Below are 23,761 nucleotides of genomic sequence, written 5' to 3' on the forward strand. Positions count from 1 at the left end.
CCGCGCATCGGCACCGGCCGCCGCGCCTTTCTTTTCTGCGTTTCCTTCATTTCCCGGGCGTTTTTCCGGCCGCCCGCCCGCTTCGATATTTCCCCTGTTCGTGACAAACGTCGGGCACGCAACCCCGGATTCCGCGCGTCCCCGCCCGCCTCAGACCGCATTTCCCTGTTGTCTGCGATTCGACGCGCCGATTTCACCGATTGCACCGGAATCGACCGGCGGCTCGTCCGCGGGGTCCGCGCCGTCGTCGCCCGCCGTTCGCGGCGCGCTGCTGCCGAGCCGCGCGATGGCGCGGTACGCGACGGGCACGAACACGAGGCCCAGCACCGTCGCCGCCAGCATGCCGCCGAACACGCCGGTGCCGATCGAGCGCCGGCTCTGGGCGCCCGCGCCGTCGGCGAACACGAGCGGCAGAACGCCGAGCACGAACGCGGCCGAGGTCATCAGGACCGGCCGCAGGCGCGCCGCCGCCGCTTCGCAGACGGCCCGCCGCAACGGCGCGCCGCGCCGGCGCAGGTCGTGCGCGAACTGCACGATCAGGATCGCGTTCTTCGCGGCGAGCCCGATCACGGTAATCATGCCGACCTTGAAGTACACGTCGTTCGGCAGCCCCCGCAGCGTCGCGGCCGCGAGCGCGCCGAACACGCCGAGCGGCAGCACCGTCAGCACGACGAACGGAACGGTCCAGCTCTCGTAGAGCGCGGCCAGCGCCATGAACACCGCGAGCACGGAAAGACCGACGAGGAGCGGCGTGACCCGCGCGGCCTCGGTCTGCTCACGCGCGGCGTCGACCCAGTCGTAGGCGATGCCGAGCGGCAGGTTCGCCGCGGCGAGCCGCGCGAGTTCGGCCATCGCCGCGCCCGAGCTGTAGCCGTCCGCCGCGCGCGCCTCGAGGTCGAGCGAGGGATAGCCGTTGTAGCGCGTCAGCATCACGGGCCCCATGCCCCAGTGCGGCGTGACGAACGCCGAGAGCGGCACCATCTGCCCCGTCGCGTTCTCGACGGCCATGTCCATCAGATCCTCGCTCGTCATCCGCGTGGGCGCGTCGGCGGCGATCAGCACGCGATACATCTGCCCGCCGGCCGGGAAATCGTCCACGTAATTCGAGCCGAACGTGTTGCCGAGCAGATTCGCGAGCCGGTCGAACGGCACGCCGAGCGCATAGGCCTTCGCGCGGTCGACGTCGAGCACGAGGCGCGGCGCGTCGGGCAGGTCCTCGGCATAAACCTGGGCCAGCATCGGGTCCTTACTTGCCGCATTTTCCAGTTGCTGGCGCGCCGCCTTGAGCACCTCGACGCCGACGCCGCCGCGATCCTCGAGGCGCAGCGTGAAGCCCTCGGCATGCCCGACGCCGGGCACCGAGGGCGGCAGCATCGTCATCACCTGCGCGTCGAGAATGCGGTCGAACTGCCTGTTGAGCCTGTCGCGCAGCGCGGCGGCGCCGATACGCCGCGACCAGTCCGTCAGCGTAACGAACACCATCCCGACGTTCTGCCCCGAACCCGCGAAGCTCCAGCCCAGCACGCTCGTCATGTTCGCGACGCCGGGCTGCGCGCGCAGGATCTGCTCGGTGCGCTCGACGACGGCCTCGGTCCGCGCGAGCGTCGCGCCGGCCGGTAGCTGGATCATCACCTGCAGTTGCCCTTCGTCCTCGGTCGGCAAAAACCCGCCGGGCAGCTTCCAGTACAGCAGACCGCCCAGCGCGAGCAGCACGGCATACACGACGAACGCCGGCCCCGGACGACGCGCCGTGCGCACGTTGAGCCGGCGGTAGCCGCTCGCGAGCCGCGCGAGCGCCGCCGCGAAACGATCGCCGAATTTCGCGCCGAGACCCCGGAGGCCGCCGGGCAGGTGCAGCGCAGTGCCGGACCGCGCGCCGGGCGCTTTCAGATGGTTCGCGCACAGCGCCGGCGCCAGCGAGAGCGCCATGAACGACGAGACGAGCATGGCCGAGATCATGGCCGCCGCGAACTGCCGGTAGATGCCGCCGACGGTGCCCGGAAAGAACGCCATCGGCACGAACACGGCCGTCAGCACGGCGCTCACGCCGACGATCGCGCCGCCGATTCGGCCCATCGCCCGGCGCGTCGCCGCGCGCGGCGCGAGCCCTTCGTCCATGGCGCGGTGCACGCTCTCGACGACGACGATCGCGTCGTCGACGAGCATCCCGATCGCGAGCACGAGCCCGAACAGCGTGAACACGTTGATCGACAGCCCGAGCGCCCAGAGGATAGCGAGCGTACCCGTCAGCGTGACCGGAATGACGACGGCCGGCACGAGCGCGTAGCGCAGCTCGCGCAGGAACAGCCACATCACGAGGAAGACCAGCGCCACGGCCTCCGCGAGCGTGATCGCGACCTCGCGGATCGCGACGCGCACGTACTGCGCGGTGTCGAACGGAATCTGGATCGCCACGCCGGGCGGCAGCGTCTTCGCGAGTTCGGCGAGCCGCGCGCGGATCGCCTCCGAGGTTTCGAGCGCGTTGCCGCGCGGACCGAGCTGGATGCCGAGCGTCGCGGCCGGGCGGCCGTTCAGGCGCGACCAGTACGTGTAGTTGTCGCGTCCGATCTCGATGCGCGCGACGTCGGCCAGACGCACGGCGGCGCCGCTGGGCTCCGCCTTCAGCACGATCTGGCCGAACTCGGCCGGCGAGAGTAACTGGCCCCTCACCGTCACGGGCGCGTCGATCTGCTGGCCGGGCACGTAGGGCGCGTCGCCCATCGTGCCCGCCGTGACGGGCGCGTTCTGCGCGCTGACGGCATTCGTCACGTCCTCGGCCGAAAGCCCGTATTCGCGCAGCTTGATCGGGTCGAGCCAGATCCGCATGGCCTCGTTGGCGTCCCACTGCTCGACCGAGCCGACGCCCGGCGCGCGCTTGAGTTCGCGCACCACGTAGCGGCTCAGGTAGTCGCTGAGCTCGGCCGAATCGCGCGAGCCGTCAGTCGACGTGAGCGAGACGAGCATCAGGAACGTGTTCGCGGCCTTCACCACGTCGATGCCCTGCTGCACGACCTGCTGCGGCAGCCGCGCCTCGATCTGCTTGAGGCGGTTCTGCACGTCGACGAGCGCGATGTCCGGATTCGTGCCGGGCTGGAACGTCACGTCGATCTCGAGGTCGCCGAGCGCGTCGCTCGACGTTTCGTAGTACATGAGGCCGTCCGCGCCGTCGAGGCTCTGCTCGATGATGCTCGCCACGTCCTCGTCGGTCACTTCGGCCGCCGCGCCGGGCCAGGTCGTCGTGATCACGATGCGCGGCGGCGCGAGCAGCGGATACTGCGCGACAGGCAGTTGCGGCAGCGCGAGCAGGCCCACCACCACGACGGCGAGTGCCACGATCCACGCAAAAACCGGACGGTCGATGAAGAAGGACGGCAACCGGACCTCGCTCGTCAGCGCGCGTCGAACGGCGCCGCCGGCGCGAGACGCGCCATCCGGTAAACGTCGGCATACACGCCGTCGCGCAGCGCATAGCCCCGCGCGCGGCCCTCGATCCCGAAACCGGCGCGGCGGTACAACGCGAGTGCAGGCGCGTTGTCGACGTAGACGGTCAACTCGATGCGGCGCAGGCCGAACGAACGGTCCGCGCACTCCATGAGCGCGCCGAGCAACGCGCCGCCGATCCCGCGCCCCTGCCAGTCGTCGTGCACACAGAGCAGCAGCGAGGCGCAATGCGTGCGGCGCGGCGGCCTGAACGTCAGCGCGGCGAGGCCGACGGGCACGGACGTATCGCCCGCCGTCGCGACGAGACCGACCATGCCGTTGCCGTTCTGCTGCTTCTCGAACCACTGCCGCATCGATTCCGGCGTGCGGTACGACACGCCGAGCGTGTCGCGCCGCACGCCGGGCAAGCCCATCATGTCGGCCAGCGCCGTCATGTCGTCGGTCGCGACGGCGCGGATCGACACGCCGGCGCGCGCGGCCCGTGCGCGGCCGTCGGCCCGCTCGCGCACGGTTCGCGCATCTTGCACGTCTTGCGCATCGGCCGGGTCTGGGTCGGCGACTGCATCGTCGTGGGCCGCGTCCGCGAAACCGGTCAGCCGCGCCATCGCGAGACTGTCGGCCAGCACGCCGTCGCGCATCACGGCGCCGCGCTCGCGGGCCTCGACGACGAAGCCGAACTGCCGGTACAGCGCGAGCGCGGGCGCGTTGTCGGCGAACGCCCTGAGCTCGATGCGACGCAGCCCGAGCCAGTTGTCGGCGACGTCGAGCAACTCGCCGAGCAGCGCCGTGCCGATGCCGCGCCGGTGCCAGTCGGGATGCACGCTGATCCCGATGTCCGCCGTATGCGCGCGCCGCTTCGCGCCCGCGTAGAGCTCCGCACAGCCGACCAGCGTGCCGTCGATTTCGGCGACGAGCGCGACGGTCGACGGCGCAAGCTTCTCGATCCACTCGCGCGTCTTCTCGACGGGCGCGTGGGGCATGTGCACGTTCGCGTGATGAAACACGAGCGGATGCGAATGCAGCGCATGGACGCGCTCGGCGTCGGCCACGCGCAGCGCCCGCAGCGTCAGTCCCGGCGGACGGGGTTTTTTCTCGCGCGCGCCTGCCGTCATAACGTCAGCTCGAAGCCGCTCGTCAGAATGCCGGGCAGGCACTTGCCGCCCGTCGCACGCTCGCCCCACGTGTCGTCGCTCGGCAGCAGTTCCGCGTGGGCACCGATCTGTTCGAGCCGGTCGCCGAGCAGCCCGTACAGGCTGTCGTCGAAACGCATCGCCTCGAGCGGCGCGACGATCTCGCCGCGCTCGACCCAGAACGTCGCGAAGCGCGTCATCCCGGTCAGGCGGCAATGCATGAGGTCCGATACGTTCACGTACCAGAGGTTGCCGACGTAGATGCCCGTGTCGAGCGCCTTCAGCACGTCGGCCTCGGCGAGCGTGCCGGCCGCCATCGCCAGCGAGCGCGGATATTCGCCGGCCGGCGCGCCGTTCGGCGCGAGCCCGTATTCGCGGGCGCTGCGCGCGTCGGTCAACAGCCCCGCGCGCTGGCCGCCGCGCACGAGCTCGACGCTTTGCCGGCGATAGCCGTCCTCGTTGAAGCCGGGCGCGATGCCCAGTTCGAGCGACTCCGCCAGCCCGACGCGCGGGTCGAACGCGGCCTCGCCCGCGTGCAGCCGATGCAGGATACTGCGCGCGCTCGCGTTCGCGCGCGCCGAGAACCCGCTCCAGGCGACGACGTCGAACAGTTCGCCCAGCGCGGCCGGCGCGAGGAAGGCGCGATAACGGCCCGGCGCGAGGCGCCTCGGCTCGCGGCCGAGCACCGGCAGGCGCGCGGCGGCGGCCGCGACGCGCGAGGCGAACGCCTCGTCGCTCCAGTGCTCGCCCGCATAACCCGTCTTGATCGCGCGGCCGCTCGGGTCGTAAAGCGACCAGCTAAAGCTGAAGTTCGCGACCTCGTACCAGCCGCGCGTGCCGTGCGACGAGGCGAACCCTCGCGCGATCGTGCCGCCCGCGTAAAAGCCGACGAAGTCGAGCCCCTTCGCGCATGCCGCGACGAGACGCACGAGCGCGGCCGACTCCGGCAGTTGGCCCGGCGTGCGCGAGGCATGCTGCCAGGCGGCGGTCTCGTAGAGCAGATGCGGGTCGTCGGACGCATCGCGCAGGCTTTCGCGTAGCAAGGCCAGCTCGGCGCTGGCATCGTCGAGATCGGCATGCGGATCGCCCGACACCGTGAACGTCGAATACGCCTGGCGCGCGCCGGCGACGAGCCGCAGCGTGAGCCGTCCCTGCGAGACGCGGCCGATCTGGCGCACGAGCGCGCGGTTGAAGCGGATGAAATCCGATTCCTCGGCGGAGAACGAGAGCAGCGTGGTCTCGCCCGGCGCGAGCTGCGCCTCGATGCCCGCCGCGAGCGCCTCGAAGCGCGCCTGCCAGTCCGGCGCCGCGGCGCCTTTCCGAACGTTGTCGACCATCATGCGCCTCCGAATACGTCGACGTTGCCGAACACGCAGGCGGGCGAGGCGTGGCCGACGCGGATCACCTGCGCGGGCTCGCCCTTGCCGCACGTCGGCGTGCCGAACACGCCGCGCGTGCTCGCGTCGCCGACGGCCTTCAGGCTGCGCCAGAAGCTTGCCGAAATGCCGCGATAGTTGGGCTGGCGCACGACCGGCCCAAGCTTGCCGTTCTCGATGAGCTGGCCGAACTCGCAGCCGAACTGGAATTTGTTGCGATGGTCATCGATCGACCACGACGTGTTCGTGCGCATCAGGATGCCGTGCCCGATGCCGGCGATCAGCTCGTCGAGCGTCTTGTCGCCGGGCTCGACGTTCAGGTTCGCCATGCGGTCGATCGGCGGCCGGTTCCAGCTCGACGCGCGCGCGTTCGCGACGCCGGGCAGCCCCGCGCGCTGCTGCGAAAGCGTGCCGCCGAGCGGCCGTTCGAGCACGCCGTCGCGGATCAGGTACTGCTTCGTCGCGGCGGCGCCGTCGTCGTCGAACGCGTAGCTCGCGGCCTCCTCGCGCAGCGACGGGTCGAACGTCACGTTGAGCAGCGCGGAGCCGTAGCGGTACTGGCCGAACATCTCGGGCTTCACGAAGCTCCAGCCGGCGAAGTTGCGCTCGTCGCCGAGAATGCGGTCGAGCTCGAGCGGGTGCCCGATCGACTCGTGAATCTGCAGCATCATCTGGTCCGGCATCAGCAGCAGATCGCGCGGCCCGGACGGGCAGTTCGGCGCGGCGAGCAGTTGCAACGCCTCGTCGGCGATCCGCGCGCCCGAGCCCGCGAACGCGTAGCGGTCGAGCACCTCGATGCCGCCCTGCGCGAGCGTGCCGTAGCGGCCCAGCGAACGGATCTGCGTCTCGCCGTCGGCGTGCGCCGTCACCGAAAGCTCGGGCAACAGGTAGCGAAATTGCTGCTCGATCCGCACGCCGTCGCTCGTCAGATAGAGCTGCTCGCTATGCGTAACGCGCACGCTCGCGCAGCGCTCGACGATGCGCGAGCCGAGCGCGGCGGCCGCGCACTCGCGGCCGAGCCGGTCGAGCCATTCGGCGCGGCCCGGCAACGGCGCGTCGACGCCCGGCGACGCATACTCGCCGCTGGCCGCAGGCCGCGCGAGCTGCCGGTGGTCGATCAGCGAGCACGCGGCGCTCGCCTCGGCGCGCGCGGTCGCGGCGTCGAGCGCGGCCTGCAGCCCCGCCGCCGAGAGGTCGGCCGTCGCCGCGTAGCCGGCGCTCGCGCCGACCCAGGCGATCAGCATGGCGCCGCGATCGCGGTCCTGACGCAGCGGCTGCGCGATGTCGTTGCGAACCTCGTGCTCCTCGTAACGCTCGTCGAGCACGCGCAGCGACCAGAAATCGGCGCGATTGGCCAGCGCGCCGGCAGCGCGCAGCATGTCGTCCCGGCGAAGATTCGTCATGGCGTCGGCTCCTTCAGCGCGGCATCGCCCGCCGCCGGCACCGTCAGCGACGACGCGAGCAGCGCCTGCGTATAGGGATGTTTCGGCGCGTCCATCACGTCGAGCGTGTCGCCCTCCTCGACGATGCGCCCGGACTTCATCACGATCACGCGGTGCGCCATCGCGCGGATCACCGCGAGGTCGTGCGTGATGAACAGATAACTGAGCTGATACTTCCTCTGCAGCCCGGTCAGGAGCGCGAGCACCTGCTTCTGGATCGAGACGTCGAGCGCGCTCGTCGGCTCGTCGAGCACGATCAGCTCGGGCTCGACCGCGAGCGCGCGCGCGATCGCGATCCGCTGGCGCTGGCCGCCCGAGAATTCGTGCGGATAGCGCTGCATCGCGTCGGCCGGCAGCCCGACCTCGTCGAGCAGCGCGGCGATGCGCGCGCGCCGCTTTTCGCCAGCGATTTCGGGCCGGTGGATCTCGATGCCCTCGCCGACGATCTGCTCGATCGTCATGCGCGGCGAGAGCGAGCCGAACGGGTCCTGAAACACGACCTGCACGCGCGAATAGAGCTTGCGGCGCTCGGCCGTGGTGCGCGGGTCGAGCCCTTCGCCGTCGACGATGATCTCGCCCGCGGCCGGACGCTGCAGGCCGAGCACGGCGGCGGCGAGCGTCGATTTTCCCGAGCCCGACTCGCCGACGATCCCGAGCGTCTCGCCGCGCCGCAAGACCAGGTTCGCCTCGTGCACCGCGCGGAACGTCGAGCCGCCGAACAGTCCTTTCAGGCCCTTGCCCGCGGTCCGGTAGTCGATCGCGAGCCCCTTCGCCTCGACGAGGATCGGCGCCTTCGGCGCGACCGGATCGACGTCGCGGCTCGGCTCGCTGTCGAGCAGCCGCTGCGTGTACGGGTGCTGCGGATTCGCGAACAACTCGTCGGTGCGGCCCGTCTCGACGAGCACGCCCTTCTCCATCACGGCCACGCGCTGCGCGAAACGGCGCACGAGGTTCAGATCGTGCGTGATCAGCAGCACGGCCATGCCGTGCGCGGCCGCCTCCTGCTCCTGGAGTTCGAGCAGCAGGTCGACGATCTGCTGGCGCACCGTCACGTCGAGCGCGGTGGTCGGCTCGTCGGCGAGCAGCAGGCGCGGGCGGCACGCCAGCGCCATCGCGATCATCGCGCGCTGGCGCTGGCCGCCCGAGAGCTGGTGCGGGAAGCTGTCGATGCGGCGCTCCGGCTCCGGAATACCGGTGCGGCGCAGCAGCTCGATGCCGCGCGCGCGCGCCGCGTTCGGGCGCAGGCCCTCGTGCAGGCGCAGGCTCTCGGCGATCTGCTTGCCGATCGTGTAGAGCGGGTTCAGCGCCGTCATCGGCTCCTGGAACACCATCGCGATGTCCCTGCCGCGAATGCCGCGCATCTCGCGCTCGCTCTTCGCGAGCAGGTCCTCGCCGTCGAACAGCAGGCGGCCGCTGTACTGCGCGCCGGCGACGAGACGCAGGACCGAAAGCGCAGTCACGCTCTTGCCCGAGCCCGATTCGCCGACGAGCGCGACGCGCTCGCCGCGCGCGATCGACAGGCTCAGCTCGTGCACGACGGTCCGCTCGCCGAAGCGGGCCGAGAAGCCGTCGATCTGCAGCAGGGGAGGCGTGCCGTTCATCATTTGCCTCCCCCGAATGCCGAGCCGCGCGCGCGCGTGTCGAGCGCGTTGCGCAGCGCGTCGCCCATGAACGTGAGCAGCAGCAGCGTCACCACGAGCGCCGCGAAGGCCGACACCGAAATCCACCAGGCGTCGAGATTGTTCTTGCCCTCCTGCAGCAGCTCGCCGAGGCTCGGCGTCGGCGGCGGCACGCCGAGGCCGAGAAAGTCGAGGCTCGTGAGCGAGAGAATCGCCGCGCTCATGCGGAACGGCAGGAACGTGATGACGGGCGTGAGGCTGTTGGGCAGCACGTGGCGCCACATGATCTGCCAGTTCGAGAGGCCCATGGTGCGCGCCGCCCTCACGTAGTCGAGCGAGCGGTTGCGCAGGAACTCGGCGCGCACGTAGTCGGACAGCACGAGCCAGCCGAACATCGAGAGCAGGATGAACAGCAGCCACAGCGTCGGCTCGAAGATCGCCGCGAAGATGATGAGCAGATAGAGGTCCGGCATCGAGCTCCAGATTTCGACGAGACGCTGGCCGATCAGGTCGGTGCGTCCGCCGTAGAAGCCCTGCACCGCGCCCGTCAGCACGCCGATCGCGACGCCCGAGATCGTCAGCGCGATCGCCATCAGCACCGAGAGCCGGAACCCGTAGAGGAGCCGCGAGACCACGTCGCGGCCGAACTGGTCGGTGCCGAGCCAGTTGCTGCTCGACGGCGCGGCCGGAAACGGATGCTGCGCGAAATAGTCGATCGTGTCGTAGCGGTAGTGGTTCGGCGGATAGACCGCGAAGTTGCCGCCCGTCGTGATCTTCTCGCGGATGTACGGGTCGAGGTAGTTCGCCTGGGCCGGAAAATCGCCGCCGAAGAGCGTCTCGGGGTAGTCCTTGACGATCGGGAAGTAGTAATGCCCGTCGTAGCGGACGACGAGCGGCCGGTCGTTGGCGAGCACGTTCGCGAACAGGCTGATCACGAACAGCACGATGAAGATGATGAAGCTCCAGTAGCCGAGCCGCTGGGCCTTGAAGCGCAGCCAGGTGCGCCGCCACGGCGAGGGCGCCGCGACGGAAAACGCCGGCGCGCCGGCCTCAGCGGTCGAGGCTGCCGAACTGGATACGGGGGTCGACGAGGACATAGCAGACATCAGCGATAAGTTTGGTGACGAGACCGATCAGCGTGAACAGGTAGAGCGAGCCGAGCACGACGGGGTAATCGCGGCGGATCACCGAGTCGTAGGCCAGTTGCCCCATGCCGTCGAGCGAGAAAAGCGTTTCTATCAGCAGGTTGCCGTTCAGGAACGCGCCCACGAATGCGGTCGGCAGGCCGGTCAGGAGCGGAATCGCGGCGTTGCGCAGCACGTGCTTCCAGAGCACGTCGCGCTCGGGCGCGCCCTTCGCGCGCGCGGTCAGCACGTACTGCCGGCCGATCTCGTCGAGGAAGGTGTTCTTCGTGAGGATCGTGACGATCGCGAAGTTGCCGACGACCGAGGCCGTCACCGGCAGCACGATGTGCCAGAGGTAGTCGAGCACCTTGCCGAACGCCGAGAGGTCCCCGAAGTCGTCGGAGGTGAGCCCGCGCATCGGGAACAACTGCCAGAACGTGCCGCCGCCGAACAGCATCAGCAGCAGCACGCCGAGCACGAAGCCCGGAATCGCGTAGCCGACGAGCACGATCGCGCTCGAGATCGTGTCGAAGCGCGAGCCATTGCGCACCGCCTTCGCGATGCCGAGCGGCACCGCGATCAGGTAGGTGAGCACGACGGTCCAGATGCCGAGCGTGATCGAGACGGGCAGCTTCGAGAGGATCACGTGCCAGACCGTCGCGTGCTGGTAGTACGAGTTGCCGAGATTGAACGTCGCGTAATTCTTCAGCATCAGGAGATAGCGCGTGAGCGGCGGCTTGTCGAAGCCGTACTGCTTCTTGATCTCCTCGATCTGCTGCGGGTCCACGCCCTGGCTGCCGTGGTAGCCGCCGCCCCCGCTGCCGACCTCGCCGTGCGCGCTGCCATGGCGCAGTTGCGCGACCATCTGCTCGACGGGGCCGCCGGGCACGAACTGCGTGACGACGAAGGTGAGCGTCACCACGCCGATCAGCGTGGGGATCATCAGCAACAGCCGTCTGATTATGTAGGCAAACATCGGTGCTCCTCGGTGTTACGTCAAGCCCGGCGCCTGCGCGTCGGGATGCTTCACGAACCAGTAGTCGATGATCCAGTCCTCGTACTGGTACGTCGTCGGAATGACCTGCGGGTGGCCGAGCGTCGTCTTGTAGCCGATCCGCGCGTTGGGCAGGTAGTACTGCGGCACCACGAGATACAGGTTGATGAGCACGCGGTCGAGCGCGTGCGTGGCCGTCTCGAGTTCGCCGATCGTGTTGGCCTTGAGCACGTCGTCGACGAGCGCGTCGACGACCTTCGAGTGCACGCCCGAATAGTTCATCGAGCCGATTTCGTTCGCGGCCTTGCTGCCGAAACGCTGCAGCAGTTCCGAGCCCGGAATCGTGACGGGCGGATAGATCTGCGTCGTGAGGTCGAAGTCGAAATTGTCGAGCCGCTTCATGTAGAGCGCGCTGTCCAGCTCGCGGAAACCCGTCTGCACGCCGAGCGTGTTCAGCGCCTGCAGATACGGCAGGATCAGGCGGTCCATGCCCGGCTCGTCGTCGATTACCTCGACCGTGAACGGCGTGCCCTGCGCGTCGCGCAGCGCGCCGTCGCGGTAGTGCCAGCCGGCCTGCGCGAACAGGTCGCGCGCCTCGCGCAGGTTGGCGCGCAGCGAATGCGGCGGCAGCGTGGTCGGCTGTCTGATCATGGGACCGAACACGGCCGGCGGCAACTGGCTGCGGAACGGTTCGAGCAGCTTCAGCTCGTCCGCGTCCGGCAGGCCCGTCGCCGCGAACGGGCTCGCGTCGAAATAGCTGTTCGTGCGCCGGTACTGCCCCCAGAGCAGCATCCGGTTCATCCAGTCGTAGTCGAACGCGAGCGCGAGCGCTTCGCGCACGCGCGGGTCCTGGAACTTCGGCCGGCGCGTGTTGATCCAGAAGCCCTGCATCTGCGCCGGGCCGTCCGGGAACGTCGCCTTCGCGAGCATCCCGTTGCGGAAGTTCTTGCCGATGTACTGGCGCGCCCACATGTTCGACGAATACTCCATCCGGGCGTCGACGTCGCCGGCCTTGAACGCTTCGAGCGACGTGTACAGGTCGGCATACAGCTTGAACGTGATGCGCCTGAAGCGGAACATTCCGCGCCGCGACGGCAGATTCGCCGCCCAGTAGTGCGGGTCGCGCACGTAGGTGATCGTCTTGTTGTCCTTGCGCGACTCGATCAGATACGGGCTGCTCGCAATCGGCGCCGACGTCGCGATCTTGTCGAACGACGGACGCGTGCCGTCGGGGCGCATGCCCCACTTCGGCGAGAACACCGGCAGATCGCCCGCGATCAGCGGCCCGTCGCGCTCGTTCGTCATGAAGTCGAAGCGCACCGTCAGCCGGTCGATCACCTTCGCGTCCCGGATCACCGAGAACTCCGAGTTGAAGAGCGGCGAGGCCTGCGGACTCTTCAGCGTGTCGAACGAATACTTCACGTCGGCCGCCGTGATCGGGTCGCCGTTGTTGAAGCGCGCCCTCGGATCGATGCGGAACGTCGCCGACATCCGGTCCGGCGCCACCTCCACGTCGTCGGCGATCAGCGCGTATTCCGAGGCCAGCTCGTCCCAGCTACGCTGCATCAGCGTGTCGAACATCAGGTTCTGGATGTCCGGCGCAGGGTTGCCGACGACGAGGAACGGATTCAGCGAATCGTAGCTCGTCAGCTCGTTGTAATTCTCGAAGTTCAGCGAGCCCGTGTCGGGCGCGTCGGCGTCGGCGTAATCGAAGTGCGTGAAGTTGTCGGGATACTTCGGCGTGTCGTACTCGGCGATCGACGGACTCGCGAAACCCGGCGTCGCCGCGCACAGCAGCCCGAGCACGCACAGAAGGCCCGCGACGCCGACGCGCGCGCGGCGCGCCCGGGCGAGCGCGGGCCGGCGCGAAGCCATCCGCGCCGCGGTTCCCGGGCCAGGTAAGGTCAATTTCATCGTCAGCCTGCGTGGGCGGACGCGCCCGCCTGCGGCGCGTCCGTGTTGCGTTCGTACCAGTAGTCGATGGGCCAGTCCACGTCCTGGTACGAGACCGGCGTCACGGCCGGGCGCCCCAGCTTCGTGCTGTAGCCGATCCGCGTCCTCGGCAGATAATATTCCGGCACCAGGTAGTAGGAGTAGATCAGCACGCGATCGAGCGCGCGCGTCGCGGCCTCGAGCTGGTCGAGCGTGGTCGCCTTGAGCACGTCGCCGATCAGCGCGTCGACGGCCTTCGAGCGCACGCCCGGGTAGTTCTCCGAGCCCTGCTCCGACGCGGCCTCGCTGCCGAACCGGCGCAGCAGCTCGATGCCCGGAATCGTGACGGGCAAATACAGCTCCGTCATCATGTCGAAATCGAAGCTGTCGGTGCGCTTCATGTAGAGCGCGCTGTCGACCTCGCGAAACGTCCCGCGGATGCCGAGCAGGCCGAGCGCCTGCAGATACGGCAGATAGAGCCGGTCCATGCCGGGCTCGTCGTCGAGAATCTCGACCGTCATCGGCACACCCTGCGCGTTGCGCAGCGCGCCGTCGCGATAACGCCAACCCGCCTGCGCCAGCAGATCGCGCGCCTCGCGCAAGTTGGCGCGCAGCGAATGCGGCGGCAGCGTCGTCGGCTGCACGAGCATCGGGCCGAACACCCCGGGCGGCACGCTGCCGCGCCAGGGCTCGAGCAGTTGCAGCTCGGCCGCGCCCGGCGAGCCCTTCGCCGCGAACGGACTCGCGTCGAAATAGCTTTCGTTACGCACGTACTGGCCGTAGAACATCATGCGGTTCATCCACTCGTAGTCGAACGCGAGCGTAAACGCTTCGCGCACGCGCGGGTCCCTGAAGATCGCGCGGCGCGTGTTCATGATGAGCCCCTGCATCTGCGCGGGGCTGTCGGGAAACGTACCGGTCGCGAGCTTGCCGTTGCGGAAGTTCTTGCCGACGTAGCGACGCGCCCATTGCGTCGCGCTGTCCTCGACGTTCACGCTCGTGTCGCCGGCCTTGAACGCCTCGAGCTGCGTGTAGATGTCCGCGTACAGCTTGAACGTGACGTGCGAGAAATGGAACATTCCGCGCCGCGAGGGCAGATTCGCCGCCCAGTAGTGCGGGTTACGCACGTAGGTGATCTCGCGGTCGTCCTTGCGCGACTCGATCAGGTAGGCGCCGCTCGAAATCGGCGGCGCGTCGGAAATCTGGTCGAACGACGGACGCGTGCCGTCGGGACGCATGCCCCACTTCGGCGAGAATACGGGCAAGTCGCCCGCGATCAGCGGCGCGTCGCGCTCGCTCGTCGTGAAGTCGAAGCGCACCGTCAACCGGTCGATTACCTTCGCGTCGCGGATTACCGAAAACTCCGAATTGAAGAGCGGCGAGGCCTGCTCGCTCTTCAGCGTGTCGAACGAATACTTCACGTCGGCCGCCGTGATCGGGTCGCCGTTGTTGAAGCGCGCCTTCGGGTCGATACGGAACGTCGCCGACAGATGGTCCGGCGCCACCTCCACGTCGTCGGCGATCAGCGCGTATTCCGAGGCCAGCTCGTCCCAACTGCGCTGCATCAGCGTGTCGAACATCAGGTTCTGGATGTCCGGCGCCGGGTTGCCGCGGATGATGAACGGGTTCAGCGAGTCGTAGCTCTGTAGCTGGTTGTAGTTCGGGAACACGAGCGTGCCGTCGTTCGGCGCGTTCGGGTCCGCATAGTCGAAATGATCGAAGCCGGCCGCGTACTTCGGCTCGTCGTATTGCGCGATGGACGGGGCCGCCTGCGCCGCCTGAAACGTCGCGCCGAAGAACAGGCACGCCGTCGCCAACAGGGCCGCCGGTCCGAGCGGCGCACGGCCGCACCGGGCGAAGGCGGTCGTGCCCGGACCGGATCGCCCGAACGAAAACATCGCGAATCTCGTCATTCCATTGAAGCGCACAGAATCCTTGCTGCGGCGCACGCCGCCCGGGCCGCGCGACAACCCGCACCCCGATCCGTCATGCACCTAAAAAAACCGCTCCGGCTTTCATCGACGAAAGCCGGAGCGTGAGACACGGCCGAAACCCTGATGGTCGAAACCCTTGCGTCAGGCCTCAGAACCGGTAGGTCGCGCCGACCTGGCCATACACGCCCATGTCGGTGTAGAGCGACGTGTCGTAGTAGCTGCCGTCCCACTCCTGCCACGCGCCGTCGAACGGCGGCTTGTGGTTGAAGATGTTGTCCACGCCGGCATAAAGCGTCCAGTGCTTGAAGCCCGTATAGGCGGCGTAGAGGTTGAACTGGCTGTATGACGCGACGTCCGGCGCATCGAACTCGTCCTGCGTGTACGGACCTGTGTACTGCCAGGTCAGCGTGGTCGTCCAATGCCGGTTCGGCGACGCCCAGCTCAGGCTCGTATTGCCCTTCCAGCGCGGGAACGCGGCGCCGAACGGCGAGAGCAGGCCGAGGTTGTTGCCCGCGATGTCCTCGACCGGCAGGTCGACGCCGGCCGGCATCTTGAAGTGCCACACCCAGGCCCAGTCGGCCGAGAACGTGAACGTACCCAGTTTGGTCGGCAGACCCTGGCGGAACGTGCCTTCGAAACCGTCCGTGGTCATGAACGCGAGGTTGGCGAACTCCTCGTTGATGTACGTCGGCGTCGTGCCGTTGGCCGCGATGTAGTTGTTCACGGCCGTGGTCGGGTCGCCCGAGCCGATCACGTTGGTGATGTTGATCTTGTACCAGTCGAGGCCGATGTCGGTGTTGCGGGCCGGCGAAAGCTCGAAGCCGACGTTGTAGTTCTTCGTGCGTTCCGGCTGCAGGTTCGGGTTGCCCTGCAGCAGCTCCGTGACCGTGATCGGACCGTCGATCGAGTTGACCGACTGGTAGGCGATGTTGTTCTTCTGCGCTTCTTCGACGAGCGTCGGCGCGCGGAAGCCGCGGTCGTACGAAGCGTAGGCCGTGAACGCCTGCACCGGCTGGTAGCGCAACGCGAAGCGCGGCGAGAACGCGCCGCCCACGTCGCTGTAGTGGTCGTAGCGGCCCGACTGGCTGAACGTCAGGTTGCGCAGGATCGGAATGTCGAACTGGTAGTAGACCGCGCCGACGTTGCGCTGCCCGTCCACCGACTGGACGATCGGGTCGAGGATGGCGTAGGAGCCCGGACCGATGTATTCGCTCTGGTGCTGGAACTGCGCGCCGAAGCCGACGCCCACGTCGCCCGTGGGCAGGTGGAACAGGTCAGGCGTCGAAATCGTCGCGTCGACCGTGTCGAGCTTCGAGATGGCCTGATACTGGTTCGACTGGAGAATGCCCGGCAGGTTGTTCAGCGTGTTGCCGTCGAAGTCGGCCGACGACGTGGTGCTCAGGTAGTTGCTGAGCACGTTGGCGTTCACCTGGCCGCCCATGCTGTTGGACACCGAACTCTGCGAATGGCCGTACGACGCCGCCCAGTTCCAGGTCCCGAACTTGCTCGTGTCGAGTTCGCCCTTCAGGCCGGTCGACAGTCGGTAGAAGTTCGACACCGTGGTCTGCGACTGCTGTTCCGGGAAGAGATAGTTCAGCAGCTCGCCGTCGGTCGTCGCGTTGTTGAACGCCTGAATGCCGCCGGCCGGCGTGTACGTGAACGGCGTGGAATTCCCGCCGACGTGCGCGTAGCCGTTGCTGATCATCGTCGTGTCGTAGCTTTCCCAGGCGTCGGCCCAGGCCTGCACGTTGTCGTTGATCTTGAAGTCGCCGTGAATCTTGATGTTCGTGCGCTGGACCTCCGGCGTGACGTATTCCGCCGACGACTCGTTGGCCTGGCACACCGAACCGCCCGTCGCCACACCCGCCTCGGAGAGCTGCGACACGAGCAGGTTCTTCGAGCCGTTCACCGGCACGACCGAGCCGAAGCAGCCCTTCGTCGGACTCAGCACGCCCGTCGTGGGATTCTGGAAGAACGAAACCGGCTGGGTATTGAAGCCGCCGGCATAGCCGGTGTAGTCCATGTTCTCCGTCGTCGACCGGTCGTTCCAGGTGATGCCGCTCGAACGATAGTAGCTGGCCGCCGCCGTGATGTTGTAGCCGTCCGACACCAGATTGCCGAAGCCGCCGAGCGCGCTGAACGAAACGGTGCCCTGTCCGCCCTGGGCCGCGCCGCCGAGATTGCCGTCGAGCTGCAGGCCCTGGAAGTCGTGCTTCGTGATGATGTTGACGACGCCCGCGATGGCGTCCGAGCCGTACTGCGAAACGCCGCCGCTCTTCACCACTTCGATGCGGTCGACCATGTTGACCGGAATCGTGTCGAGGTCGAAGAAGGTATCGGTGCCGTTCGAGGCGAACCCGTAAGGCGCGACCCGCTGTCCGTCCACGAGCACCAGCGTGTACTTTTCGCTCAGGCCGCGCAGCGCGATGCCCGCGGCGCCCGGCGCGAAGTTCTCCGCGTCGTTTTCGTTCCAGCTACTCGCGGAGTTGGCCGTGAGCTGCTGCAGGTAGTTCGCCACCGTGGTCGAGCCGCTTTGCTGGATGTCTTTCTGCGAGATCACCTGGACCGAGTTGTAGCCGGTCTTGTCCGTCTGCCGGATCAGCGAACCCGTCACCTCGAACGTTTTCAGCTTCTGGCTTTTGCCGGTGCTGCTGCTCTGCGTGGCCGCGGCGCCCGAGGCCGGCGCGGCTGCCGCCGCGGTCGCGCCCGAAGCGGCCGCGGCCGGAACCGCAGCGCCCGGAGCGGCAGGAGTGGCGGTCGTCGCCGGCAGGCTCTGCGCGAACGCCGGCGCGGCCATTGCCGCGGACAGGCCGAACCCGGCCCACATGATGTGGCGGATGGCCAGCGTCAATGCCTTCTGTTTCATATTTCCCCTTCTTGCTCGTCGGTAAGGCTTGCCCCATGCGAAGCCAGCCTTATGGGCCGCCCCGCCCGTTTTTAAGGCGCTGGTGCGCCATGCCCTACGGGAGAACGAGACGTGCCATCCCCGAACGCCGCCCGGACTTCGCCGGATATCGACGCCGGGACACGCCAGTCTCCCGACACTCCATCAGTAGTACTCAGTACAACCCGTGAAGCGAACCTCTCGTTGCCAACCTGTCCGTACCTGCAGCCTTGTGGAACGATCCCGGGAGTCCGTCGAAGCGATCCGTCCGGATCGGCTGGAAATTCGAGGCCCCGCCGCGCTACTCAGATGCAGAACAATTTGAAATATATGTGAATCAAAATTTTTTTGATTACGCGAAACTAAATTTTTATTCGTGTTGCTTTTTTGCACTCTCGTGCCTTCGCGAATCGACGGGGCGAACCCATCCCCGCGCGCCACGCGTTCCGTTTTTTCGTTGCTGCAAGACGGCGGGGCGCTCGTCGCGGCGCCCCGCCGCCAGAGTCATTTCGCGGCGATCAACACCCACAGGCGGGCGAGCGCGCCCGCGCCGTCCGTACCCGTCACGGTACGGAACACCTGCACGGCCCGCGCCTTCTGCCCTGCGTAGTAATAGGCCTCGCCAAGACGCAGCCGCGCGACGTCCGGATGCGCGGCCCCCTTCGCGATCGCCGCGTTCATCGCGTCGATACCCTGTTGCGCGTGCCCCGCGAACACGAGATCGAATGCGCTGTCCACGGGATCGACGGGCAGGTCGTTGCCGTCGTTCTGGCCTTGCAGACGTCGCATGACGAGCGCCTGCAGGCGTTTTTCCCGGTCGGCCTGCGCGTCGTGGCCCAGCACGCCCGAGGCGTATCCCTGGTCCATCACCTGCTTCGCCTCGGCGGGCAGGCCCGCGACGAGCGCGAGCTGCGTCATTTCCATGTATTGATCGACCGTCGTCAGCGTGCCGTTCGCGCGACGCAGCCGGTAGATGTCGAGGTCGAGCGACGACACGTAGCCCGGCTTGCCGCGAACCGAATCGAACAGCCGGTCCTCGTACGCGGGCTGCGGGTAGTACGCCACGAGCGCCGCGAGCGCGGCGTCGTAAGCGCCGTCGTCTTTCGTCTTTTCCGCGCAGGTCGAAAGCATCTGCAGTTGCGACTGGTCGGGCGCGCGGCCGCTCCTCGCCGCGCCGTCCGCCACGGGCCGCAGCAGCGCGACAACGTTGGCGCAATCGCCGGACAGGAAATACGATTGCAGCAGCAGCTCGCGCATCTGCGGATCGGTGCCGCCCGCCTTCTCGTAGCGCTGCCCGGTGCGGATCGCCGCCGCGTAGTTCTTCTGCTGGAAATAGAGGCCCGCGAGCGCGGCGGAGAACTGCTGCTGGCTCGCGTTGTCCAGTTGGCCCGAGCCCAGCAGCGCCTCGTAAGCCTGGGCCGCGAGGCCCGTGTCGCCCGCCGCCATCGCGGCCGAGCCCTGCATCTCCTCGACGATGCGCGTCTCGTAGGGCGTCTTGCCCGGCACCGCGGCGGCCTGCGCGATCTTGCCGAGCGCGCCGCGATAGTTGTGCGCGCGATAGAGGTTCTGCGCGTCGTTGAGCGGCTTCGCCACGTCGGGACGCAGCGTATCCGCGGCATGGGCCGCACCCGGCAGTCCCGCCAGCGCAAAGAAACCACTGAGCGCGACCGCCACGGCGGTGCGCTTCACGCTACGGCAAATCGTCGTCACGCCTGAGTCCTTCCCTGATTCGTGTCGTTTCGCGGTGCGCGCAAGTCGCGCGCGTTCACTGCATGTATTGTTCGTTGCCGACGAGACCGATCTTCGTCGCGCCTTCGCGCTGGGCCGCGGCCATCACCTCGGCGACGACGCGGTACGGCGCGAGCCGGTTCGGCAGCAGATGGATCTCGGGCTGGTCCGGCTGCGCCGCGACGGCGGCCATGCGTTTTTCCAGATCGTCCCGGCCGGCGATCGGCGCGCCGTTCCAGGTCATCGTGCCGTCAAAGTCGATGTCGATCTGCACGACCTGCGGCTGCGTCGCCGGCGGCGGCGGATTGCCGACCGGCAGGTTCATCTGCACCGCGTGCATCTGGATCGGAATCGTGATGATCAGCATGATCAGCAGCACCAGCATCACGTCGATCAGCGGCGTGGTATTGATGTCGACCATCACGTCCGGCTCGCCGTCGCCGCCCCCGCCTGCGGGCACGTTCATCGCCATCGTTGAAACTCCTGTTACTCGCCGCGCGCGGGCGGCTGCGTGATAAACGACACCTTCGCGATGCCGGCCCGTTCGCACTCGGTGATCACGCGGCCGATGAACTCGTAGCGCGTGGCCTGATCCCCGCGCACGTGCACCTCGGGCTGCGGCTGCTGCACCGAAGCCGCCTTGAGCCGCGCGAGCAGCGTGGGCGCATCGACGAGCTTCTCGTTCCAGAAGAAGTCGCCGTCCTTGTTGACCGCGATCTCGATGCTGTCCGGTTTCGTCTGCAGCGGCGTCACCGTCTCTTTCGGCAACTGCACCGGAACCGTGTGCGTGACGACCGGAATCGTGATCAGGAAGATGATCAGCAGCACCAGCATCACGTCGACGAGCGGCGTCGTGTTGATGGCGGCGATGACCTCGTCGTCGTCATCTTCCTGCCCAACGTTCATTGCCATGGGTGTTCGCTCCGCTCGGTGGAGCTCAGGCCTGGCCGGCCGTGTTGGCGCTCACGACGCGCACGGCGCGCTTCGAGCCCGAGAGCAGCACGGTGTGCAGTTGCGCACCGAATCCGCGCACGCGCTCCATCACCGACTTGTTGCGACGCACGAGGAAGTTGTAGCCGAGCACCGCCGGCACCGCGACCGCGAGGCCGATCGCCGTCATGATGAGCGCTTCGCCGACGGGGCCCGCGACCTTGTCGATCGAAGCCTGGCCCGCGATGCCGATCGCGGTCAGCGCGTGATAGATGCCCCAGACGGTGCCGAACAGGCCGACGAACGGCGCGGTCGAGCCGACGGTCGCGAGGAACGCGAGGCCGTCCTGCAGGCGGTTCGAAACGCTCGTGATCGCGCGGTCGATCGACACCTGGATCCACGTGTTGCGATCCACCGCTTCGAGCAGCGCCTCTTCGTGATGCTCGCCGGCCTCGATCGCGGTCTCGGCGATGAAGCGGAACGGCGAGGCGTCGTCGAGCTGACCGGCGCCCTGGGCCAGCGACGGCGCGCTCCAGAGCTGCTCGTCGGCCGACTTCGCGCGACGGTTGGCGCGGGCCTGCTCGAAGAACTTGGTGATCATGATGTACCAGCTCCCCATCGACATCGCGACGAGCACGAGCAGCACGAAGCGCGCGACGAAGTCGCCGTTCGCCCACAGCGCGCCGAGGCCGTACGGGTTGGTCACTTCGGCGGTCGCGGCCGGCATGGGCGGCGGCACCGGCTGGTCGGCGGCCGGTTGCGCGGCCGACTGATCGGCGCCGGAGGCAACAGCCGTCGCGGCGGCGCTGGCCTGGGCCCACGCGGCCTGCGGAACGACGAGGGTACTGACTGCCGTGGCGGAAATCAGCAGGCTTGCCGCGATGGCGACGAAAGAACGCTTCTTCATAAATACTCCAAATGCATTCGTAGAATGTGTTGAACCAATCAACCTCTGGCCTCGGCGCCCTGCGCGTTCAGTTCAGGTTGAACGAGAACGGCACCTGCACGCGGACCGGTTGTCCCTGCGAAATGCAGTTGAATTTCTTCACGGCGTCGTAGGCCGCACGATCGAGAATCGGATCGGCGGACTGCGCAACGCTCTCGTTGGTGATGTGCCCTTGCGGGTCGACCACGAACTCGATGAGCACGTCGCCCGTGATGTTGTTTTCCTGCGCTTCCCTCGGATAGACCATCGAGCCGCGAATCTGGTCCGAATTCGGGCACACGACGCCGACTTCGTGGCTCACTGGTTTGGCCGGCGCCGGCGCCGGCGGCGCGACCGGGGCCGGCGGCGCGGGCGGCTGCACGACCGGGGTCGGCGTGGGCGTCGCCTGGTGCACGATGGTCGGCGCGGGCGGCGGCTGCACCGGCACTTCCGGCGGCGGCACGAACGGCGGCGGCGGCGGCGTGAACTTCGGTGGCGGCAGTTGCACGGTCGGCATCGGCGGCGGAGGCGGCGGCTTCACCGGCTCGATGATTTTCGTTTCGATGGGACGCGAGATGACCTGCACGACCTTGTTCGCCAGGCCGTTCATCAGCGCATAGATGAAGACGAGATGCAGGAGCAGGACGACCGCGATGCCGGCGTACCGACGCACCGGGTTCTGCTGGCGCCGCCCGTACTGATAAGGACGCCCAGGCACCGTCGATGCCGCGGACTGGATATTCCCTTCTACTTTCATGCCTGCTATCGCTCCACACACAGATATTGCCGATGTCCGCCCCGCCGAACGCAGCGACCCGTCGAAGGCCGCGTCGCGCGTGGAGCAGGACGGACATCATCGGAACCGGATCGGTTCGACAATGCCCTGGTCATCCGCCAGGACTCGCGCCGGATCGCACCGCGCCGGTCTAAGCCAGAATCGTGCCCGTTCGCCGAAAAATGCCGGAAGCGAATCGTTTGCTTTCAGATTTAAATGCTTTTGAAAGCAATGAAGGCAGAAACGGCTCCAAGCCCGGTCACCCTGGAGATGGGTCGAGAAGATAAGGATTTAAAAAACGCCGGTCAAACTTTTTTTGATTGGCGGAAAAGTGTTTAGAGGGTCTCCCCTAAATCAGGTAGGCCGAACCGTGTTTGGACAACCCGATCGCCGTCATGACGTCGACCGGGTCTGCGCCAGTGGACCAGGCATGCACCAGATGAGGGCGAAAGTATTGGCGAGGTGCCCGCGCGGGAATCGGACGGGGCACGGGTCGGCCGGCAGGAATCTGCCGGCCGGGAAGGCGGGAGCTTACAACGGGCAGACAGCGTGCATCAGTCGGCGGCGCGGGTTTTCTGCACCTGCTCGCCGAGCCCCTGAACGCCGAGCCGCATCGTCTGGCCGGGCTTCAGGAACACGGGGTTCGGCTTCACGCCCATGCCGACGCCGGGCGGCGTGCCCGTCGAGATCACGTCGCCGACCTGCAGGCTCATGCACTGCGAGAGGTACGACACGAGCTTCGCGACCGGGAAGATCATCGTGCGCGTGTTGCCGTTCTGGTAGCGATGGCCGTCCACCTCGAGCCACAGGTCGAGCTTCTGCGGGTCGGGCACCTCGTCGCGCGTGACGAGCCACGGGCCGATGGGGCCGAACGTGTCGAAGCCCTTGCCCTTGTCCCATTGCCCGCCGCGCTCGATCTGCCAGGCGCGCTCCGACACGTCGTTGACGACGCAGTAGCCCGCGACGTAGTCGAGCGCGTGCGCTTCGTCGACGTACTTCGCCGGCTTGCCGATGACGACGCCGAGTTCCACTTCCCAGTCGGTTTTCGTCGAGCCACGCGGAATGTCGACGTCGTCGTTCGGGCCGACGACGGCGCTCGTCCACTTGTTGAAGACGACCGGCTCGGCCGGGATCGGCATGCCCGCCTCGGCCGCGTGATCCGCGTAGTTCAGGCCGATGCAGACGAACTTGCCGATGTTGCCGACGCAGGCGCCGATGCGCGGATGGCCTTCGACGAGCGGCAGCGACGCCGGATCGATGGCGCGCAGGCGCGCGAGGCCCGCGTCGGTGAGCACGTCGGCGGCGATGTCCGGCACCTTGCCTTCGAGCGCGCGCAGCCTGCCTTCCGCGTCGAGCAGGCCCGGTTTTTCCTGGCCTTTCGGCCCATAGCGAAGCAATTTCATCGTTGTCCGTTCCTCGTGAAAAGGCCGGCCGCCGCGGGAAGCGTCCCGTGCGTCGGAACGCTTCCCGGAGCGGACCCGGCCCGTTGCAAAGCCGCTGCGCGAACGCCTTGCCCACCGGCGTGCG

16 protein-coding genes are annotated in these 23,761 nt (G+C 67.8%); all 16 read right to left on the reverse strand.

Going from position 1 to position 23,761, the window contains the following annotated elements; translation table 11 throughout:
• Positions 1 to 150: 150 nt before the first annotated feature.
• The gene (locus tag CY652_RS18705) at positions 151 to 3,375 is read right to left on the reverse strand and encodes a multidrug efflux RND transporter permease subunit (RefSeq protein ID WP_102132215.1); all 3,225 of its coding nucleotides are present in this window, start codon (positions 3,373 to 3,375) and stop codon (positions 151 to 153) included.
• 14 nt (positions 3,376 to 3,389) lie between these two features.
• Entirely contained in the window at positions 3,390 to 4,553 is a 1,164-nt protein-coding gene (locus CY652_RS24925; RefSeq protein ID WP_258002363.1) for a GNAT family N-acetyltransferase, read from the reverse strand.
• Positions 4,550 to 5,908 (reverse strand): TldD/PmbA family protein, encoded by a 1,359-nt coding sequence (locus tag CY652_RS18715; RefSeq protein WP_102132216.1) that lies wholly within the window; start codon positions 5,906 to 5,908, stop codon positions 4,550 to 4,552. The genes CY652_RS24925 and CY652_RS18715 overlap by 4 nt, the downstream gene beginning before the upstream one ends.
• Positions 5,908 to 7,350 (reverse strand): TldD/PmbA family protein, encoded by a 1,443-nt coding sequence (locus tag CY652_RS18720; protein WP_374703675.1) that lies wholly within the window; start codon positions 7,348 to 7,350, stop codon positions 5,908 to 5,910. The genes CY652_RS18715 and CY652_RS18720 overlap by 1 nt, the downstream gene beginning before the upstream one ends.
• The gene (locus CY652_RS18725; RefSeq protein ID WP_258002364.1) at positions 7,347 to 8,993 is read right to left on the reverse strand and encodes an ABC transporter ATP-binding protein; all 1,647 of its coding nucleotides are present in this window, start codon (positions 8,991 to 8,993) and stop codon (positions 7,347 to 7,349) included. Before CY652_RS18725 ends, CY652_RS18720 begins: the two co-directional genes overlap by 4 nt.
• Positions 8,990 to 10,105, reverse strand: a complete 1,116-nt coding sequence (locus CY652_RS18730) for an ABC transporter permease (protein ID WP_102132218.1) — start codon at positions 10,103 to 10,105, stop codon at positions 8,990 to 8,992. The genes CY652_RS18725 and CY652_RS18730 overlap by 4 nt, the downstream gene beginning before the upstream one ends.
• Positions 10,059 to 11,108: a microcin C ABC transporter permease YejB gene (locus CY652_RS18735; RefSeq protein ID WP_102132219.1), complete on the reverse strand. Its 1,050-nt coding sequence runs from the start codon at positions 11,106 to 11,108 to the stop codon at positions 10,059 to 10,061. The genes CY652_RS18730 and CY652_RS18735 overlap by 47 nt, the downstream gene beginning before the upstream one ends.
• 15 nt (positions 11,109 to 11,123) lie before the next feature.
• Positions 11,124 to 13,001, reverse strand: coding sequence for an extracellular solute-binding protein (locus CY652_RS18740; protein WP_258002365.1), 1,878 nt, complete (start codon positions 12,999 to 13,001; stop codon positions 11,124 to 11,126).
• A 41-nt stretch (positions 13,002 to 13,042) separates the two neighbouring features.
• A complete protein-coding gene (locus CY652_RS18745; protein ID WP_102132261.1) occupies positions 13,043 to 14,956 on the reverse strand; it encodes an extracellular solute-binding protein in 1,914 nt (637 codons plus the stop codon).
• Positions 14,957 to 15,140: 184 nt separating this feature from the next.
• A complete protein-coding gene (locus tag CY652_RS18750) occupies positions 15,141 to 17,858 on the reverse strand; it encodes a TonB-dependent receptor (protein WP_102132221.1) in 2,718 nt (905 codons plus the stop codon).
• Positions 17,859 to 18,380: 522 nt separating this feature from the next.
• A complete protein-coding gene (locus CY652_RS18755) occupies positions 18,381 to 19,586 on the reverse strand; it encodes a tetratricopeptide repeat protein (protein WP_102132222.1) in 1,206 nt (401 codons plus the stop codon).
• A 55-nt stretch (positions 19,587 to 19,641) separates the two neighbouring features.
• Entirely contained in the window at positions 19,642 to 20,076 is a 435-nt protein-coding gene (locus tag CY652_RS18760; protein WP_102132223.1) for an ExbD/TolR family protein, read from the reverse strand.
• Positions 20,077 to 20,090: 14 nt separating this feature from the next.
• Positions 20,091 to 20,516: an ExbD/TolR family protein gene (locus CY652_RS18765; protein WP_102132224.1), complete on the reverse strand. Its 426-nt coding sequence runs from the start codon at positions 20,514 to 20,516 to the stop codon at positions 20,091 to 20,093.
• 25 nt (positions 20,517 to 20,541) lie between these two features.
• Positions 20,542 to 21,441: a MotA/TolQ/ExbB proton channel family protein gene (locus CY652_RS18770; protein WP_102132225.1), complete on the reverse strand. Its 900-nt coding sequence runs from the start codon at positions 21,439 to 21,441 to the stop codon at positions 20,542 to 20,544.
• 67 nt (positions 21,442 to 21,508) lie between these two features.
• Complete coding sequence (locus CY652_RS18775) at positions 21,509 to 22,216, reverse strand: energy transducer TonB (protein ID WP_102132226.1); 708 nt, start codon at positions 22,214 to 22,216, stop codon at positions 21,509 to 21,511.
• A 572-nt stretch (positions 22,217 to 22,788) separates the two neighbouring features.
• A complete protein-coding gene (locus CY652_RS18780) occupies positions 22,789 to 23,637 on the reverse strand; it encodes an ureidoglycolate lyase (protein ID WP_102132227.1) in 849 nt (282 codons plus the stop codon).
• Positions 23,638 to 23,761 lie beyond the last annotated feature (124 nt).

This window comes from Burkholderia sp. WAC0059 (assembly GCF_002870125.1).
Classification (GTDB): domain Bacteria; phylum Pseudomonadota; class Gammaproteobacteria; order Burkholderiales; family Burkholderiaceae; genus Paraburkholderia.